The organism is Micromonospora haikouensis, assembly GCF_900091595.1.
In the GTDB taxonomy this organism is placed as follows: domain Bacteria; phylum Actinomycetota; class Actinomycetes; order Mycobacteriales; family Micromonosporaceae; genus Micromonospora; species Micromonospora haikouensis.
The window spans coordinates 107,261-125,420 of sequence record NZ_FMCW01000003.1 but is presented as its reverse complement, the minus strand read 5'-3'; the positions used below and the strand labels follow the sequence as shown (position 1 = coordinate 125,420).

Below are 18,160 nucleotides of genomic sequence, written 5' to 3'. Positions count from 1 at the left end.
TGTCGCGGGTGTGGGTGGGGGTTCGCCGGGCCCCGCCCAGCCCCGGCTCGCTTCTCAAGCGGTAGATCTTGGTGAGAAACGGCCCCTCTGGGGTCCGAAATGCACCAAGATCTATGCGTGGCTCGGATTCATCGTCTGTCTGAGAGGGGGGCGGTGGCTGTTGCTGCGCGTTTGTCTGTCGCGGAGTGGTGTCGTGTTCTCAGGCTTTGCGGCACACCCGCATCGATTCGGTTCCGCCGTATGCTGTGCGCGGCCCGAAGCGGCCGAGAATGGTGTGAGGCAGCAGCCGATCTTGCGCAGGCAAGTGAAGGAAGACTGCACGCTTGATCGTTAGCGCTCCAAGCCAAGAAGTCTGCTCCCCGCGCACGCGGGGGTGGTCCGGGCGCGGCAGGGGGTTGGTGTGGATGCTCTTTGCCCCTGCTCCTGTCGGTATCCCGCGATGGCGTTGGTGCAGGTCGGTGTGGACGGCCTGTTGGCTTGTATCCGGTGTAGAGGGTCGTCGATCGATAGGGTTCGAGGGTGACTCCGGACGAGTTGGTAGGGGCCGCGCTGGAGGTCGCCGAGGAGGGGCTGGCTGCCGGCGACTCGTGCACGCCGATCTGCTCGCCATGATGCAGGCCGACGAGGCGTTGGGCTGGCGTCGCCGTCCGTGCCCGGTGCGACTCGCGGTGAGCCTGGAGCCCTGCGTGATGTGCCTGGGCGCGGCCATGGTGATGAGGGTGGACGAGTGTTACTTCGCGTTGGAGTCGCCGAGTGACGGCGGGGCCGCGCTGGCGGCTGCCTGGCGGCCGAGCCCCGACCTGCCCTGGTTCGCCCCACCGAAGTTGTTCGGCGGCATCCGCCGCGAGGAGAGTCGCAGTCTCTTCCGCCGCTACTGCGATACCGCCCCGGAATCCGGCGCGCGTCGTTGGGCCCAGTCCCTCCTGACGGTGTCGTCGCCGTCGGCGGGTCCTTGATCGTCTGCTGAAGGGTGAGACGACACGCCGGCGGGAGTGTCTGAAAACGACAGACGATCATGAAAGTGCTCGTCGGGTGAGCCGTGGAGGCGGCCGGCAGGACGGGCGGCAGGAGCCTTCTGCCGCCCGTCCTGCCTGGTTCGGGCGTACCGTCGTGGGTTTACTCTCAGTCATGAAACGAACCTGGAAGGTGACCTCTCGCCTCCTCGCCGCAGGGGTCCTCGCCGGTGCCACGGCGTTGGCCGGCCCGGCGGCGGCCCCCGCCCCCGCGCAGGCCGCCCCCGCCCCGGGTGCGGGCGGCACGACGATCCTCGACCTGATCCCGGGCGGCACCCGGGACCGGATGATCGCGCAGGTGCCGCTGGTCGACGCGGCGACCGGGCTGCGGGCCGCCGTCGAGCGCGCCCCCTCGCGCGGGTACACCGGGATCGGGCTGGTCGGCGACCACGTCACGCTCTGGTGGAAGGGCAATCTCCCGGCCGACGTCGCATCGGCCGTCGCCGTCGCCCGCCGGATCGCGCCGGTCGAGGTCGCCAAGGCGGCGTACGCCAAGACCGAGCTGGCCGTCGCAGCCGCGCGGATCGCGCCCGTGGTGGACGGCGACGCGCGCGACTCGGCGCACGACGTGCGGTTGCGTACCGACGGTTCGGGCATCGAGATCGCCGTCGACGACGCCGACGCGGCGCTGCCGAAGCTGCCGGCGACCGGGGTGCGCACCACGATCGTCGAGCGGGACCCGCTGGTTCCCCGCTCGCGTGAGGACGACTCCGCGCCCTGGAACGGCGGGGCCCGGATCTGGAACGACTCCGGTGCCGGCTGCACCGTCGGCTTCGGCGTGCGCGAGGTGGCGACCGGCACCAACCACCTGCTCAGCGCCGGGCACTGCGGCTCGGTGGGGTCGCAGTGGAGCGACGGTCAGGGCGAGCCGATCGGCGTGCAGACCCACAAGAACACCGACCACGACACGATGCTCATCAGCACCCCGTCGGCCGGCGGCTGGCTCTACGTCGGCGGCTCGAACGACGAGGTGAAGGCCCGGGTGGTCGGCTGGACCGAGGTGTTCCCCGGCCAGATCCTGTGCCAGTCCGGGGCGACCTCGGCCTGGGAGATCGGCGTCCCGGTCTGCGACCTTGAGGTGCAGTTCCACTACGACGACCGGGAGGACCTGGTCGAGGCCACCCAGCTCGACGGCGACGAGTCGGCCCGCAGCGGTGACAGCGGCGGCCCGGTGTACGCCGTCAACGCCAACGGCACCGTCCTGGCCGCCGGCACCACGACCCGCTCGGCGGGGCCCGGCTTCGGGTTCCAGGACTTCGCCACCGCCCGGGACGACTTCGGCGACATCGTGCCGGTCACCGGGGCGGCCGCCACCTGCCGGGTGTCCTTCGCCGTCGTCAACTCCTGGGGCACCGGCTACGAGGCGGCCGTCACCGTCTACAACGACGGCCCGCAGGTCACCGGCTGGAACGTGGGTTGGACGTTCGGCGGGAGCCAGGTCGTGCAGGGGCACTGGAACGGCGTCTTCCAGCAGACCGGCGCGACCGTCACGGTCAGCAACGAGAACCACAACGCGACGATCGCGTCCGGTGGCTCGGTGAGCTTCGGCTTCACGGCCGACGGGGCCCCCACCAACCCGACCCCGTTCACCCTGAACGGCGCCACCTGCTCCTGACCTCAGCTTCCCACCACGGGTGGGTCCCATCGGGCGGGCACCCGGTGGGACCCATCGCTCTGCCGTCCACGCCCAGCATGCCGAGCTGAGCCCACCGCGCCCGCCTGCGTCGCGCCCGCCCGGGTGTGAGAAGGGGACCCTTCTCTACCTCAGGCGTTAACAGGGGGCCCTTCCTTACTCCTCCAGCGCGAGGCGTTCGCGGGCGTAGATGCGGGTCAGGCCGTGGAAGGCGTACCGGTCGCCCCGGGGCAGCAGCAGGCCGGCGTCGACCAGTTCCTCGGCGGCGGCCGCCGCGCTCTCGACGTCGACGTGCGTGACGGCGGCGAGCAGGCCGGCGTCGAACTCCGCCCCCGGCACGAGGGACGCCCGCCGGAAGACCCCGGCGATCGTCGCGCCGAGCCGGCGGTACGACACGTCGAACGTCGCCCGGACGTCGAGGTCCCCGGCGGTCAGCGCGGTCAACCGGCGGCGTGGGTCGGCGAGCTGGGCGACGAGTTGGGCGACGGGCCAGCCCGGCCGGCTGGCCAGCCGGTTCCCGGCGACCCGGATCGCCAGCGGCAGCCGGCCGCAGAGTTCCACCAGTTCGGCCGTGCCCGTCGGGTCGGCGGCCAGCCGGTCCTCGCCGGTGATCGAGGCGAGCAGCCGCCAGGCGGCATCCGGGGCGAGCAGCCCGACGGGGACGCGGACGGCGCCGGTGAGCCCGGTCAGTGGTCGCCGGCTGGTGACCAGGGTCAGGCAGTGCCGCCCGGCCGGCAGGAGCGAGCGTACCTGGGCCTCGTCGGCGGCGTCGTCCACCACGATCAGCAGCCGCCGATCCCGGGTGAGGGTGCGGAACAGCCGGCCGCGCTGCTCCGGCTGACCCGGGATCACCTCCTCGGGCACTCCGAGCGAGCGCAGCAGCCCAGCCAGCGCCTCGGCCGGATCGACGATGCCGGCGAACGCACCGCCGGTCCGCCCGGTGTCGACCCGCCCGGTGTCGACCCGCGCGCCGTCGGCCCGCCCGGTATCAGCCCGCGCGCCCACGGCCCGTCCGCCGTCGGCCCGCCCGGTGTCGGTGGGCGCGGTGCCGTGCAGGTCGAGGAAGAGTTGGCCGTCGGTGAACGCGGTGCCGAGGCGGTGGCCGGCGGCGACGGCGAGGCTGCTCTTGCCGGTGCCGGGCGGGCCGTGCAGCACGACGACGGAGGCGGTCGTGGCGCTGCCGTCGGTGACTCCGGTGGTGAGCCGGGCCAGCACGGTGAGTTCGGCCTCCCGGCCGACGAGGTTCGGCACGGCGGCGGGTAGCTCCGAGGGGAGCACCGGGGCCGCGGCGACGACCCCTGGGTCGGGCTGCGGGCGGTGCCCGGCGCGGGCCAGCCCGACGAAGCGGTCGCGGTCCGCGCCCGCCAGGCCGAGCGCGTCGGCGAGCAGTGCGACCGTACGACGTTGGGGTGTGCGGACCCGGCCGCGTTCCATCTCCCGGATGGTGCGGACGCTGGAGCCGGACGCCTCGGCCAGCTCCTCCTGGGTGAGGCCGCGGGTGTCCCGCAGCGCCCGGAGCCACTGCCCGAAACCAGCTCGATGCTGCATGCCGACGCGCATGTCCCCCCACAACCGCTGACACGTCTGCGCTCACTGAGCGTGTGTCGATCGTGGCACGGCGCGATGGGGCGACGATATCCACAGTGGCGTGAGCATCGCCATAACAACTGGTGAGTAACCGGCCGCCGCCATCGCCGGTCGTCGCCGCGTGCGGATAGGTCCGCCTGCGACGGACTCCGGCTCGATACGATGACCCGTCCGGATCCCGGCACCGCAGGAGCCGCACATGCACCACACCGCACCGGCGCCGATCGCGGCACTGCTCGCCGGCTACCGGCCGCGCACCGCCGCCGAGAGCGCCGACGTGCGCCGGGTCCTGGACCTCGTGGCGGCCGGTGACCCCTGGTCCCGTGAGCTGCCGCTGCACGTCACCGCGTCGGCGTTGGTCGTCCATCCGCCGACCAGGCGCGTGCTGCTGCGGTGGCACGTCCGGATGCGGTCCTGGTTGCAGATCGGCGGCCACGGGGACCCCGGCGAGCGTGACCCGCTCGACGTCGTGCTGCGCGAGGGGGCGGAGGAGACCAGCCTCGACGACCTGGTGTGCTGGCCGGACGGCGCGGTCCGGCAGGTGGTGGTCCTGCCCGTGCCGGCCAGCGCCACCGAGCCCGCCCACGAGCACGCCGACCTGCGGTTCGTGCTGGCCACCGGGCAACCCGAGCGGGCCCGGCCCGAGCAGCCGGCCGCCGCGCTGCGCTGGCTGAGTCTGCCCGAGGCACATGCCCTCACCGCCGAGCCGAACCTGCGCGAGCTGTTCGCCCGCGTCGAGGAGTTGCTCGACCAGCACGGTTGACCTCAGCCCGGACCGCTCAGCCCCTGCTGACGCCGCCCTGCCCCGCCGCCGCGATGCGGTGGGCGCCCGTGTAGACGTTCATGGTCCGGCCGCGCAGGAAGCCGACCAGGGTCATGCCCGCCTCTTCGGCCAGGTCACCGGCCAGGGTGCTGGGGGCCGAGACCGCCGCGAGCAGCGGCAGCCCGGCCATCCACGCCTTCTGGGTCAGCTCGAAGCTCGCCCGGCCGGAGACCAGCAGCAGGTGCCCGGCCAACGGCAGACGGCCCTGCCGGACGGCCCATCCGACGACCTTGTCGACGGCGTTGTGCCGGCCGACATCCTCGCGTAGCACCACCAGCTCCCCGTCGCCGGTGAACAGCCCGGCCGCGTGTAGCCCGCCGGTGCGGTCGAAGTGGCGCTGGGCGGCACGCAGCCGGTCCGGCAGCTCGGCCAGCAGGGCGGCCGGCACGGTGAGCGGGTCGTCCGCGACGGCGTACGGCGAGCGGGTCCGCACCGCGTCGATGCTGGCCTTGCCGCAGACCCCGCAGGAACTGGTGGTGTAGAAGTTGCGGGTCGGGTCGGCGGCCGGCTCGGGCACGCCCGGTGCGAGCACCACGTCGACCACGTTGTAGGTGTTCGGCGTGTCCGGGCCGGCGCAGAGCTGCGCGGTGCGCACGTCCGCGTCGCCGCGGATGAGCCCCTCGGTGAGCAGGAACCCGATCGCCAGGTCCAGGTCGTCGCCGGGGGTGCGCATGGTCACCGCCAACGGCCGCCGCCGGCCCGGCCCGGCGGGCCCGACCCGGATCTCCAGCGGCTCCTCGACGGAGAGGCTGTCCGGTCGGCGGGTCGCGACGCGGGCCGGGTCGGCCGCGTCGAGGTCGATCCGCAGCACGTTCCGCCGGTCAGTCGCCCGTCCCATCCCGCCATCCTGCCCGACCGGTGACCCGGGCGAGGTCTCAGGCCCTGCCTGCGGCGGCCACAGGCGCCCGCGCCGTCAGACGCGCACGTGGCGACTTGACGGACTCGCGCACTCGGTCAGGCGGCCGGCTCCTCGGAGTCGCCGGCCAGGCTGCTCTCCAGCCAGCTCACCACGAGTTCGGCGACGGCGTCCGGCGGGGGCATGGCGATGCCGAGGGCGTTCTCCCGTCGCCACAGCTCGAAGATCACCCGCTCCTGCGGTTCGACGACGGTGTGGCCCTCGTCGCGCAGCGCCTCCACATGCCGCCGGGTGGTCTTCTTCGTCCACATCGACCTGTTCATGCTCGGGAAGAAGATCGCCGGGCGTTCGCTGGCCAGCAGGGCGGTCTGCGCGGGGGTGCCGGCCAGGCCGAGTGCTGCGGCGGCGATCGTGGCGGCGGTCGCCGGCAGGACCACGATGCCGAGCGAGCGCCGGGCGAACTCGGTCGGGTTCAGCGCGGGGTCGCCGCTGGCGTACACCTCGTCGGCGTACCAGGCGGCGACCTGGGGCTGCACGAACCGCTCGGCGCTGGCGGTGAGCAGCACCCGCAGCGGCAGGTCGATCTCCTGGCGCAGCCAGGACAGGTAGCCGGAGGCGGCCATGGCGGCGCTGGAGCCGCAGATGATCACCGAAAGCGCGTCGTCTCGCATCCGGACAGCGTCGCGGCGCGGCGACGCCGGGGACATGGGGGAACGGCCCCATCTTCGCCCCCGCCGCGGAGCGGGAGTTTGGGTGTCGCTCCCCATGCCGCCGGGCGCGCCCGGCTGGCAGGTTCGTCCTCAGCCGGCCGCCCCAACGACCAGCCGGCCGAGGAGGTGAACGGAAATGAAGAAGATCACGATCCGCAAGACGGGCTCCATCAAGCTCACCACGTCGGCGCCGCTGTACTGCACCGACTGCTGCTGACCGGTCCGGCCGTCCCGGCTCCCGAGCCGGGACGGCCGTCGCCGGGTCCACCCCTGGGAGGCCACCCCGAAAGGCCCGGTCCACGCGCTGGAGGAGCGATGTCAAGCACCCGCCTGGAGTTCCATCCGCTCACCTACGTGCCGGAGCGGGACGGGGTGACGGTCGGCCGGGTCGACGCCACGTCCTTCGCCCTGCTGCCCGAGGACGGCGTCGCGCTGCTGCGCCGGCTCGCCGACGGGATGCCGGTCGGTGAGGCGGAGCAGTGGTACCAGCGCACCTTCGGCGAGCCCGTCGACATGGCCGACTTCGTCGACACGCTGCGCGAACTCGGCTTCGTCCGCGCCGCCGGGGAACCGCCGGCCACCGCGCCGAAGGTACGCTTCCGCCGGCTCGGCCGGGCCGCCTTCTCCCCGCCGGCCTGGGCGGCGTACGCGCTGATCGTGGTCGCCGCCGCCGTGGCCATGGTGTCCCGGCCGGAGCTGCGACCGCACGCCTCGAACGTGTTCTTCGTCCCGTCGCTGCTGGCCGTGCAGCTCGGGCTGGCCCTGTGCCAGTCGCCGGCCATCCTGTGGCACGAGTGGTACCACCTGCTCGCCGCCCGCCGGCTCGGCCTGCCGACGAAGATGCGGGTCGGCCGCCGGCTCTACTACGCGGTGGTGGAGACCGAGCTGGACGCCCTGCTCACCGTGCCGGCCCGGCAGCGCTACCTGCCGATGCTGGCCGGGCTGCTGGCCGACGCGGTGCTCTTCGGCGCGCTGGTGCTCGTGGCCTGGGCCGGCCTGTCCGACGGCCTGTCCTGGCCGGGGCGGCTCGCGCTGGCGGTGGCGTACACCGTGCTCCTGCGGATGTCCTGGCAGTGCTACGTCTTCCTGCGCACCGACCTGTACTACGTGGCGACCACGGCGCTGGGCTGCACGAACCTGGACGAGGTGAGCCGCGCCTGGCTGCGCGACCGGCTCGCCTGGCTGCCCGGGGTGCGCCGGGCGGACCTGGCCGACGCCGACTGGTCCCCGCGCGACCGGCAGCTCGCCCCCTGGTTCGCGCTGATCACCTGCGGGGGAGTGGCGGCACTGCTGATCACCGTCACCCTGTGGACCGCGCCGCTGGTGCTGGAGTTCGCCTCCCGGGTCTTCACCGCCCTGGCGCACGGCTCGCCCACCGGCCCCGGCTTCTGGGACTCGGTCGGCTCGCTGCTGCTGGTCGCGTTCGAGATCGTGCTGCTGCCGCTGCTCGCCGGGCGTACCCGACGGCGGCCCGCCCCCGCCACGGAGCCGGCAGCGGCCGGCTGACGGCCCCGCCCGGCCCACCTCCCCCGACACCCACCGCGAACAAGGCCCACCAAGCGAGGAGCAACGGCATGACTGCACATCAATGGCGGATCGGGCCGGCGCCGGTCGACGGCGAGCAGGTCGATCTCGCGGTCGACTCGCACCGGGGCCTGCGCGGCCCCTACACCGGGCTGGGCAGCGTGCTGCGGCAGCTCGTGCCGCAGGCGTACGAACGCTGGCCCGACCTCGTGCAGCGGCACCTGACCGAGATCCTGTCGGCGGCCCCGGAGCTGCGCGGGACGCTCGACGCGGCCCCCGAGACGCTCACCTCGCTGGCGGTGCCCGAGGAGCGGACCCGGATCTATCCGGCCAACCGCACCCGCCGGCTGGCCCACGGCGCGACGGAGTTCCTCGCCGGGTACGCCACCCGCGCCGGCCGCCTCCCGCTGCGGCTCGCGTTCGACCGGGTGGACCAGGCGGACCCCACCGACCAGGAGTTCCTGGCCATCTTCCTGCGGCGGGTGCGACCCGACGTGGTGCGGGTGCTCGTCGGCACCGACGGCGCACCGCTGGAGCCGGAGCTGACCGGTGCCCTCGACCGGTACGCCGACCGGCTGCCGGAGCTGCCCCGCGCCGCCAACCCCGCCGGGCGCGGGCCGGAGGCGCTGCTTCGGGCGTACGTCGACGCCGACGGCACCTCCACCGACCCGGCGGAGTCGGCCGCGTACCAACAGGCCGACCCGCAGGTGCGGGCGGCGCTGCACGACGCGCGCGCCGCGCTGCTGCGCGAGCGGGGCGAGTGGAGCCTGGAACTCGGCGCGATCCCCTGGCACCTGGAGCGCGGCAGCGACCCCGCCGGGGCCGGCGCGGAGGCGCTGTACGAGGCGGCGCGGCACTGCGGCGCGCTGGGCTACTACCACGCGGTGATCGACTACGGGACCCGTGGCCGGGCGATCGTCGACCCGGACACGCAGATGGAACGGTTCTGGCTGCTCAGCACGCGGGCGAGTTCGGCCATGGTGGTGCTCGGCCGCACCGTCGAGGCGGAACCGACGTACCTCGACCTGCGCAGCCGGTACGCGGACCCCGAGCTGCAGATGTCCACCGGGTACGCGCTGGCGATGCTCTACACCCGTTTTCATCCCGAGGAGCTGAAGGACCACCACCTGGCCCGGGGTTACATCAACAACTCCATCGCGCTCGCCTCGCTGCTGCCCGACCCGCAGAAGCGCGCCTTCCACTCGGTGTTCCAGAACAACGGGTTGGCGCTGATCGAGATGCGGCTCGGCCGGGTGGCGGCGGCGCTGCGGCTGGTCGACGACGGGCTCGACCGGCTCGACCGCGAGCTGCCCGGCGACAAGCACCGGCTGCACCGCTCGGTGCTCGTGCACAACCGGGGCAAGGCGTACCTGGCCCTGGGCCGCCTGGACGAGGCCCTCATCGACCTGACCCGGGTCATCGAGCTGGACCCGAACTACGCCGACTACTACTTCGACCGGGCCGACGTGCGGCGGCGCCTCGGCGACCTCACCGGCGCGGTCGCCGACTGCGACACGGCGATCAGCCTGTCGCCGCCGTTCTTCGAGCTGTACTACAACCAGGCCGACCTCAAGGCCGAGCTGGGTGACGTGGCCGGGGCGATCGCCGACTTCGGCTACGTGGTGGAGCTGGAGCCCGACCAGCTCGACGCCCGGGTGAACCTGGTCAGCCTGCTGCTCGACGACGGGGCCGTCGACGCCGCCCGGCCGCACGTCGAGGAGGGCCTGCTGCGCCACCCCGCCGACGCCCGGCTGCTGCACCTGCGGGGTGTGCTGGCGCTGGCCGACGGGGTGGAGGCGGACGCCCGCCGCTACCTCGACGAGGCGCTGGCGGCCGACCCGGGGCTGGTCGCCGCGCTGGCCAGCCGGGCCGCCCTGGCGTTCGACGGCGGGGACCACGGGAGGGCCGTCGCCGACCTGACGACCGCGCTCGCGGTGGACGGCGACAACCCGGACCTGCTCTACAACCGGGGGTTCGTCCACGAGGCGGCGGGCCGGTGGGCGGAGGCGGTCGCGGACTACGGCCGGGCGCTGGAGCTGCCCGGCGCGGACCGGGCGGAGCTGATCGGCCGCCGCGCCCGCTGCCAGGCGGAACTCGACGGGACGGCCGCCGGAGGGCCCGGCGGGGCGGCCGGGCGGCCGGACCTGGCCGGCGCGCGATGACCACCGTGGTCCCCCGGCACGCGGTGACCGGACCGGAGCGGGCCACCCCCGCCGACGGCGCGGGGCCGGACCGGGCGGCTCCGCGCGGGTCGGGTCCGGAGCGGGCCACCCCCGTCGGCGGGCCGGAGCTGCGGGAGTTCATGCGCAGCTGGGCCACCGGCGTGGCGGTGGTCACCAGCCGCGCGGCGGGGCACCCCGTCGGCTGCACCGTGAACGCGTTCACGTCCGTGTCCCTGCATCCGCCGCTGCTCCTCGTCTCGCTGGCCCGGACCAGCCGCACCCTCGCCGCGATCACCGCCGAGGGCGGGTTCGCGGTGAACCTGCTGGGCCGCCGGCAGCGCGCACTGGCCGACCGGTTCGCCACCGGCGCCGTCGAGGACCGGTTCGCCGGGGTGGCGCACCGTGCCCTCGACGGGATGCCGCTGCTCGACGGGGCGATGGCGGCGGCCGTGTGCGCGGTGACCCAGCTGATCGCCGTCGCCGACCACGTGCTGGTGCTCGGCTCCCCGTACTGGTGCGAGGCCACGGACGACGCCGACCCCGCCGTCTTCCTCGGCGGCCGCTACCGGACGGTCAGTCCGGCCTGACCTCCTCGCGGACCCGGGCGGCGTAGCGGTTCAGCGCCGCCCGGTTGGCCTGCTCGGTCTTGGCGATCAGGCTCGCCACGTGCTTCTCCACCGTGCGTGGGGAGATGAACAGCTCGCTGGCGATGCTCCGGTTGTCCGACCAGTCCGCCATGAGCTGGAGCACCTCGTATTCCCGCTCGGTCACCCCGATCATCCGTAGCGGCTTTGGGACCCGGCTGTCGGTGCGCCGGTGCGGCACCACCACCCCGAGGTCGCGCAGCTGGGCCCGGCAGGCGCGGGCCGGTGCCGGCACCCCCGCCAGCCGGAAGTATTCCTCCGCGCCGCGCAGCCAGTCGACCGGCTCACCCCACCGGTCCGCGTGGGCGCAGGGCGCGACGAGCCGCAGGCCGAGGTGGAGCGCCACGGGGTGGGCGGGGGTCCGGCGGAGGGCCGCCACCGTCGCGCCGGCCGCCTCCCGGTCACCCCGCCGCCCCAGCAGCACCGCCCTCGCCAGCAGGGCGAACTGCCGGTTCCAGTGCAGCCGCCCGGCGGGCGTGCCACCGGCGTCGTCGCCGAGCCGCCGGTCGGCGTCGCCGGGCAGCACCGCCAGGAGCAGGGCCAGCCCGTGCTGGCCGGCGAGCGGATAGGGCGCGGGACAGCCTGCGTCGTACGCCGCCGCCCGGTCCAGCTCCCGGCGCGCCCGCGCCGGGTCCTCCTCCAGCAGCGCGCACACCGCTGCGGCCATGCCGTGGGCGAGGGCCGCCACCGGCTCGCCGTCGCCCGACAGGCCGGTCAGGGCCGCGTCCAGCTCGTGCCGTCGCCCCCGGTGCCCCGCGCAGACGGCCCGGACGAGCGACAGCAGCGGCGCGGACTCGCCCAGCCCGAGCCGCTGCGCGTCGGTCGTGCACTCCTCGACGAGCCGTTCGGCCTCGGCGTACTCGGCCCGCAGCGCGTGGTCCCAGGCGAGCCGGACGTCGACCGCGTGGCGCAGCGCGTGGGCGCCGAGCTGCCGGGCCCGTTCCGCGCTGCGGGCCAGCGCGTCGGCGTCACCGGTGAGCAGCCACCGCTGCTCGGCGAGCAGGGCGGCGGCCCGGGTGCGCCACAGCGGCAGGTGGTGCCGCTCGGCGATCCGGCGCATCCGGGTGAAGCAGGGCTGGGCCCCCTCCGGCCCGGTCCGGCGGGCCAGCACCCCCCGCGCCTGCCAGCTGAGGCAGGCGACGCCGGGCAGCCCGGCGCTCTCCGCAGCCGCGGCGGCACGCGTGGCGAGCCGGGTGGCCCGCCCCGGGGCGTCCAGGCCCAGGTGGGCGGAGACGGCGTCGACCGGCGCGGTCTGCCGCTCGGACGCGCCGGGGCCGAGCAGCGTCCGGGCGGAGTCGAGCTGCGCGGCGGCGTCGGTACGCCGCCCGGCGAGCAGGGCGAGCCGGGCGAACAGGACGTGTACGGCCGCCAGCCGCTCGGGCGGGACCGCCGGGTGGCACAGGTCGTCGAGGCTGTCGAGCAGCCGCAGCCCGCGTCCGGCCTCGCCGCTCTCCAGCAGCGCGCACAGCAGCTCGTGCAGCACGTCGGCGCGCAGCGCGACGTCGACCCCCGTCGCCGCCAGCCGCCACGCCCCGTCGAGGGTCTCGGCGGCCGACCGGAGCCGCCCGGCGTTGAGGTCCCGGCGACCGGCGAGGGCGAGCAGCCGTACGGCGCCCGGCACGTCGCCCGCCAGCCGGGTGAGCCGGGCCGTGAACCGGCACCAGTCCCCGGGCAGGCCCGGGTGCGACTCGTTCACCGCGTCCACCGCCTGGTGCGCCAGAGCGGCCCGGTCGGTGGGGGTGAGCTGGCCGAGCAGGGCGACGGCGGTGGTCATGGTGCGGAACGCGTACCAGTCGTGGTCGCCGCCCTCGGCGGTGACGAGTCCGGCCGTGACCGCCGCGCGTAGGTGTCGGAGCAGGTCGTCCTGCCCCATCTTCAGCGCCAGGCCGAGCACGGAGACCGGGAACCGCTCGCCGATCACGGCCGCGGCGGTGAGCAGGTGCCGTCCGGCGGGGCCGAGCCGGTCGGCCTGGTCGGTGACGCTGCGCCGCACGGTCGGCGGCACCTCGGTGCGGACGCCGTCGACCAGCCGGCACCCGTCGCCGTGCACCGCCAGGTTGCCGCTGTCGAGCATGGCGCGGAGCAGCTCCGCCGCCAGGAACGGGTTGCCGGCGCTGTCGCGGCAGAGCCGGTCGAGAACCGCCTCCGCGATCCGCTCGGGGGCGAGGCCCAGCCGGGACGCCACCAGCAGGCGCACGGCGCGCCGGCTCAGCGGTTCGAGGCGCAGGACGGTGCCGCTGCACCGCCGGCCCAGGGCCTGCGCCAGGTCCCACGCCGGCCCCGGCTCGGCGCGGAGGGTGGCCAGCAGCAGCGCGCCCTGGTCGGCGAGGTTGTCGGCCAGGTACTCCACCACGGCCAGGGTCGCCGGGTCGGTGTCGTGCAGGTCCTCCAGGGCGAGCAGGCAGCCCCGCCCGGCCCCGGTGACCGAGAGCAGCCGCAGCACCGCCTCGGCGAGCAGCACGGGCGACGGTGGACCCGCCGTCCCCACCGACAGGTCCTGGGGGATGAGCCTGCCGAGGGCGGACCGGTAGGGCCGCAGGCTCGCGTGTTCCAGGGCGGGCTCGGTGCGGGACAGGGGGGCGAGCGCCTCGGTCAGGGGGCGCAGGGCCACCGCCGGGCCGGTCGAGCCGGCGCGGCCCACCAGCACCGCCATGCCGGCCTGCCGCCCGTGGTGCGTCGCCTCCAACGTCAACCGGGACTTCCCCAGGCCGTCGCCGCCGACCACGAAGATCGCGCCGCCGCATCCCGCGCGGGCCTGGTCCAGCGCCTCGCGCAGCAGCGCGCGTTCGGAATCCCGGCCGACCAGGACGGGCAGCTCGGTGTGGTCACCTGCTGGCATGTGGCACCTCCGTCCACCTCGAAGAACGTCACGCCCGGCTGAAGGAGCGGTCGTGATCGGCCGGACCCGACGAGTGGGGCGGACTTCGAAACGTAACGTTCCTGAGTCGTCACCTTAGGAAGTAAGCAACAAGATTTACAGGCCCGCCGGATCGACCTGCGGCGCTCCGCCTGTCGACTGCGCGACATGCCCCCTCGGCCCCACCGGGCGGTACGGTGGCCGCATGGGGGCCTGGGCGGCGGTCGTGCTGGCGGGCGGGGCCGCGCGCCGGATGGGCGGCGTGGACAAGCCCGGGGTGCCGGTCGGCGGCCTGCCGATGCGCGACCGGGTGCTCGACGCCGTCGCCGACGCCGACGTCCGGATCGTGGTGGGCCCGGCCGGCCCGGTGCCGCCGGGCGTCCGGTCGACCCAGGAACGCCCCCCGGGAGGCGGGCCGGTGGCCGCCGCCGCGGCCGGCGTGTCCCTGCTGCCCGTCGGCACGACGACCGTGGCGCTGCTCGCCGCCGATCTGCCCCTGCTCACCCGCGACGCGGTACGCCTGCTGCGCGACCACCTCGCCGACCCGACCGTGGACGGGGTGTGCCTCGTCGACGGCGACGGCCGGCGGCAGCAGCTCTGCGGGGTGTGGCGGGTCGCGCCGCTGCGGGCCGCGTTCGGCCGCCTCGCCTCCGCCCGGGGCGGCTCGCTCGGCGGCGCGGCGGTGCGGGCCCTGCTCGCCGGGTTGACGGTGCGCGACGTGCCCTGGTCCGGGACGGGCCCGCCGCCCTGGTTCGACTGCGACACTGACGAGGACGTACGCCGGGCGGAGGAGTGGACACGGTGACGACGCTGGAGGACTGGGTGACGGCGGCCTGCGCGGAGCTGGGCCTCGACCCGGCCGAGGTGCCGGTGCCGGTGGTGCTCGACCTGGCCCGGGACGTCGCGCACCAGGTGCTGCGGCCCGGTGCGCCGGTCTCGGCGTACCTGCTGGGGGTGGCCGTGGGACGCGGGGCCGATCCGGTCGCGGCGGCCGACCGGCTCAGCGCGCTGGCGGGCGGTTGGCCGGTCGAGCTGGGGGAGCGGCCCCCGGCCTGACGGCTGTCCCGGCGCGTCGATGTCCGATCCCGGTCCGGCCTGATCCGGGTTCCGGGCGGCCTGGGTAGGGTGACCGCAACGGACGGAGGCGATCATGACGGTAGGCCACCCCTCGACGCCGGCCTCGGACCCGCCCGGCGGCACCCCCGGGCACGACGGCGAGCCGGAGCACGGCGGCCCGTCGGCGTCCGGCGGCCCGGCGGAGCACCAGCACGAGTCGATCCTGCTGGACGAGCCGACCACGGCCGACCTGCGGGCGAAGGTGACCCAGGCGTGGCGCGAGTTTGCCCGGGCGCTCGCCGAGCGGCTGCGGGAGCTGCCCGCCGGCACGCACGTCGAGCTGACCCTCGACCCCACCGCCTCCGGCACGGGCGACGCCATCTACTCCATCAGCATCGACCTCGCCGACGACGGCCGGCTCTCCGCGTGGGCCGTCGGCAACGCGACCCTCCCGCAGGGCTACCGGCTGGACCGGGCGGCCGTCGCCGACATGGTGGCGCTCGGCTGGTCCCCGCCCGGGGTGGTCGAGGGCTCCGGCGAGCACTTCGGGCTGACCGGCGACACCACCGAGGCGACCCGGCTGGCCGCCCTTCTCTCCCGCACCCTGCGGGACGTCTACGGGGCCCCGCACCCGGCGTTCCTGGTCTATCTGGTGCACGACGCCGAGGGCGGGCCCGTGCCGATGGAGCCGCTGGGCACCGCGCGCAGCGAGTTCGGCCCGGACCAGGACGTCGAGGCGGACCTCGACGAGGCGCTGGCCGCCGCCCAGGGGCCGCGCACCGACGTGCTGGCCCTCGCCGAGCAGGTGCGGACCGTGGTGTCCGCCATGCTCAAGTCCGACTCCGACAAGTTGCAGGTCGACTCCGACGGCGACATCAACATCCGGGCCGGATCGGCGATGGTCTTCGTCCGGGTCCGCGACAACCCGCCGCTGGTCGACGTCTTCTCGCCGGTGCTCACGGAGGTCGAGCCCACCGAGCGGCTGTACGTGAAGCTGTCCGAGCTGACCAACCGGATGCCGATCGGGCGGCTCTACTGCGCCGACGACACGGTCTGGGCGTCCATCCCGGTCTTCGGTCGCGACTTCCAGGCCACCCACCTGATGCTGGCCGTGCAGGTGATGACCGGCCTCGCCGACGAGCTGGACGACCGGCTGCACGGCGAGTTCGGCGGGAAGCGGTTCTTCGGCGAGGGCGACAAGCCCGGCCGGCGGGACCAGGGCGAGCACCGCACCGGCATGTATCTCTGAGACCGCCGGCAGGGCTCTCCGCGGCCGGCTGACCTCTGCCGCCCGCAGGGCTCCCCCGACGACGCGGAGGCGGGTGGGGCCCGGTCGGCCCGAGTGCCGGGCCCCACCCGCCGGCTCGCAGGGTCAGGTCGCCGGGAGCCAGGCGATCCTGACCGGCCCGGCGACGCCGGCCGGGTCGTCGGCCCGCAGGCCGGCGTCGGAGACGGTCCAGAGGACGCCGCCGACCAGCAACGACCGGCTCACCGGGGCGCGCCCGGGGTGGGTGACCGTGCCGGCCGGCACGATGGTCGCCCCGGCGACCCGCAGCAGGAGCAGCCCGCCGTCGTGGACGGGGAGCGCCACCAGCCCCGTCCCGGGGTCGTACAGGAAGGCGTGCGGGTCGAACTCCACGGCCGAACCGGCCCCCGGCACGTGGTGGCGGGCCAGCCGGGTGGGCCGGGTCGGGTCGGCGACGTCGAACAGCGAGACCTGGAGGCCCTGCGCCCGCCCGTCGGCGTCCGCCTCCTGGCCGACCCCGAGCAGCCGCCCCGGCCCCGCCGGGTGCAGGTACGCCGAGTACCCGGTGATCTTCAGCTCGCCGGTGACCCGGGGCGCCGCCGGGTCGGTCAGGTCGAGCGTGTAGAGCGGGTCGGTGCGCCGGAAGGTCACCACGTGACCGGTGGGGCCGAGGTAGCGCACCGAGTGGATCCGCTCGCCCCGGCCGAGGCCGGTGACCGCGCCGACCCGGGTCAGCAGGTCGCCCCGCCGGGCCAGCACGTACACCCCCGACTCGGTCGTCGGGCGGGACCACCGGTCGTCGCCGCTGGTGGTGGCCACCCGCAGGTGGCCCTGCCACTCCGACAGGGCGTACTGGTCGAGCAGCGTGCCCGGCACGGTGCCGGCGGCCAGGTAGCGGGGGCGGCCCGGCGCGCGGGTGTCGAACTGGTAGATCGCGGTGCCCGGGTCGCGTCCCGCCGGCCCGCCCCAGCCGCGCGGCCGGAGCTGGCCCGGCCGCTGCCGCTGCCCGGCGAGGTAGAGGCTGCCGGCGGTGCCGTAGACGGTGTCCGCGTCGCCGGCCACGCTCACCGGGTCGCCGTCGCCGAGGCGGCCGGCGGCCAGGTCGAAGCTGAGCACGGTCAGCAGGGCCGTGCCGGTGGTGTCGGCGGTGGCGGCCAGCCGGTCGCAGCCGACCCGGCCGCCGCCGCGCCGGTTGCCCTCGGTCCAGTCGTACGCCGGCAGCCACGCGTCCAGGTCGGCCCGGCCGATCGCCGCCCGGTTCGCGGCCAGCCGCTGCGCCTCGGTGGCCCCGTCGCCCGGCTCGGGGAGGACCAGCCGGGCCTGGGAGCGGACCACGACCCGGGCCGTCGGGCCGGTCAGCCGCGCGTCGAGCAGGCTCCCGTCGATCCGGTACGTCCCGACCAGCGCGGGCCGCCCGGCCAGGTCCACCAGGAGCAGCCTGGCCCCGGTGGGCCCGCCCGCCGGCCGGCGGGCCGACGTGCCGTTCGGGAGCACCGGCGTGCTGCCACGGAGCAGCACCAGCGCCCGGTCGCCGTGCAGCAGCAGGCTGCCCTCCCCTGGCCCGGGTCGCGCGTCGTCGCCGGTCAGGTCCAGCCGCCCGCTCGTGCGCCGGGTGGCCGGGTCGACGACCCGCAGCACGCCCCCGGTGACGGTGACGATCCGCCAGCCGTCGGTCTTGACCAGGTCCGGCTCGTCGGCGCCCGGCTCGTGGATGTTGGTGCCGGAGTGCTCCGGCGTCGCCCAGGCACCGTCTCCCGCCCTCGAAAGCGCCAGCGGCTCGCCGGCCCCGCCCGTGGCGAAGCCGGTCCGCCAGCCGGGCTGGAAGCCCCAGGGCCCGACCGAGGCGGAGGCGGCGGCGCGCAGCCGGGCCAGCGCGTCGGCGCAGGTGTCGAAGGAGACCAGCCGGGGCGCGGCGGTCGGCGGCGCCGGCTGCGGGCCCGGCCCCGCGGCGGCGCTGCCGGCGAGCAGGGTCAGGGCGGCCAGCGTGCCGACGGCGGCGGTGACGGTTGCCCGGGTCATGCCGCTTCGACGCCGCGTGCCCGACTCCGG

At 75.5% G+C, this 18,160-nt stretch carries 14 protein-coding genes; 9 read left to right on the top strand and 5 right to left on the bottom strand.

All coding sequences use genetic code 11. The features are described 5' to 3' along the window. The first annotated feature begins 404 nt into the window (after positions 1-404). Positions 405-956 carry a tRNA-specific adenosine deaminase gene (locus GA0070558_RS04100; RefSeq protein WP_141722158.1) on the top strand — a complete coding sequence of 184 codons (552 nt, stop codon included), beginning with the start codon at positions 405-407 and terminating at the stop codon, positions 954-956. A 172-nt stretch (positions 957-1,128) separates the two neighbouring features. Beyond that, positions 1,129-2,628: a cellulose binding domain-containing protein gene (locus GA0070558_RS04095; RefSeq protein ID WP_091275888.1), complete on the top strand. Its 1,500-nt coding sequence runs from the start codon at positions 1,129-1,131 to the stop codon at positions 2,626-2,628. 174 nt (positions 2,629-2,802) lie between these two features. Here the strand turns inward: GA0070558_RS04095 and GA0070558_RS04090 are convergent, their stop codons facing one another. Then, entirely contained in the window at positions 2,803-4,194 is a 1,392-nt protein-coding gene (locus GA0070558_RS04090; RefSeq protein WP_176734096.1) for a helix-turn-helix domain-containing protein, read from the bottom strand. A 238-nt stretch (positions 4,195-4,432) separates the two neighbouring features. Here GA0070558_RS04090 and GA0070558_RS04085 point away from each other — a divergent pair, with 238 nt between their 5' ends. Further along, the gene (locus GA0070558_RS04085) at positions 4,433-4,996 is read left to right on the top strand and encodes an NUDIX hydrolase (protein ID WP_077935313.1); all 564 of its coding nucleotides are present in this window, start codon (positions 4,433-4,435) and stop codon (positions 4,994-4,996) included. Positions 4,997-5,012: 16 nt separating this feature from the next. Here GA0070558_RS04085 and fdhD read toward each other — a convergent pair whose 3' ends face one another. After that, positions 5,013-5,894, bottom strand: coding sequence for a formate dehydrogenase accessory sulfurtransferase FdhD (gene fdhD / locus GA0070558_RS04080; protein ID WP_091275882.1), 882 nt, complete (start codon positions 5,892-5,894; stop codon positions 5,013-5,015). A gap of 116 nt (positions 5,895-6,010) precedes the next feature. Further along, the gene (locus GA0070558_RS04075) at positions 6,011-6,583 is read right to left on the bottom strand and encodes a flavoprotein (RefSeq protein ID WP_256091757.1); all 573 of its coding nucleotides are present in this window, start codon (positions 6,581-6,583) and stop codon (positions 6,011-6,013) included. A 354-nt stretch (positions 6,584-6,937) separates the two neighbouring features. Here GA0070558_RS04075 and GA0070558_RS04065 point away from each other — a divergent pair, with 354 nt between their 5' ends. The 3 genes from GA0070558_RS04065 to GA0070558_RS04055 all read left to right on the top strand — a co-directional run bounded on the left by GA0070558_RS04065 (position 6,938) and on the right by GA0070558_RS04055 (position 10,895). Further along, the gene (locus GA0070558_RS04065; protein WP_091275875.1) at positions 6,938-8,128 is read left to right on the top strand and encodes a hypothetical protein; all 1,191 of its coding nucleotides are present in this window, start codon (positions 6,938-6,940) and stop codon (positions 8,126-8,128) included. A 68-nt stretch (positions 8,129-8,196) separates the two neighbouring features. Next, positions 8,197-10,308, top strand: coding sequence for a tetratricopeptide repeat protein (locus GA0070558_RS04060; protein ID WP_091275873.1), 2,112 nt, complete (start codon positions 8,197-8,199; stop codon positions 10,306-10,308). Further along, the gene (locus GA0070558_RS04055) at positions 10,305-10,895 is read left to right on the top strand and encodes a flavin reductase family protein (RefSeq protein ID WP_077935305.1); all 591 of its coding nucleotides are present in this window, start codon (positions 10,305-10,307) and stop codon (positions 10,893-10,895) included. Before GA0070558_RS04060 ends, GA0070558_RS04055 begins: the two co-directional genes overlap by 4 nt. Here GA0070558_RS04055 and GA0070558_RS04050 read toward each other — a convergent pair. After that, a complete protein-coding gene (locus GA0070558_RS04050) occupies positions 10,882-13,791 on the bottom strand; it encodes a helix-turn-helix transcriptional regulator (protein WP_091275870.1) in 2,910 nt (969 codons plus the stop codon). The genes GA0070558_RS04055 and GA0070558_RS04050 overlap by 14 nt on opposite strands. 223 nt (positions 13,792-14,014) lie before the next feature. Here GA0070558_RS04050 and mobA point away from each other — a divergent pair, with 223 nt between their 5' ends. The 3 genes from mobA (at position 14,015) to GA0070558_RS04035 (ending at position 16,114) form a co-directional block, all read left to right on the top strand. After that, positions 14,015-14,614: a molybdenum cofactor guanylyltransferase gene (gene mobA, locus GA0070558_RS04045; protein ID WP_091275866.1), complete on the top strand. Its 600-nt coding sequence runs from the start codon at positions 14,015-14,017 to the stop codon at positions 14,612-14,614. Then, positions 14,611-14,865 carry a DUF6457 domain-containing protein gene (locus GA0070558_RS04040; protein WP_077935307.1) on the top strand — a complete coding sequence of 85 codons (255 nt, stop codon included), beginning with the start codon at positions 14,611-14,613 and terminating at the stop codon, positions 14,863-14,865. The genes mobA and GA0070558_RS04040 overlap by 4 nt, the downstream gene beginning before the upstream one ends. Positions 14,866-14,959: 94 nt before the next feature. Further along, positions 14,960-16,114 carry a T3SS (YopN, CesT) and YbjN peptide-binding chaperone 1 gene (locus GA0070558_RS04035; RefSeq protein WP_091275861.1) on the top strand — a complete coding sequence of 385 codons (1,155 nt, stop codon included), beginning with the start codon at positions 14,960-14,962 and terminating at the stop codon, positions 16,112-16,114. Between the two features lie 123 nt (positions 16,115-16,237). Here GA0070558_RS04035 and GA0070558_RS04030 read toward each other — a convergent pair whose 3' ends face one another. Continuing rightward, positions 16,238-18,130, bottom strand: a complete 1,893-nt coding sequence (locus GA0070558_RS04030; RefSeq protein WP_091275858.1) for a beta-propeller domain-containing protein — start codon at positions 18,128-18,130, stop codon at positions 16,238-16,240. Positions 18,131-18,160 lie beyond the last annotated feature (30 nt).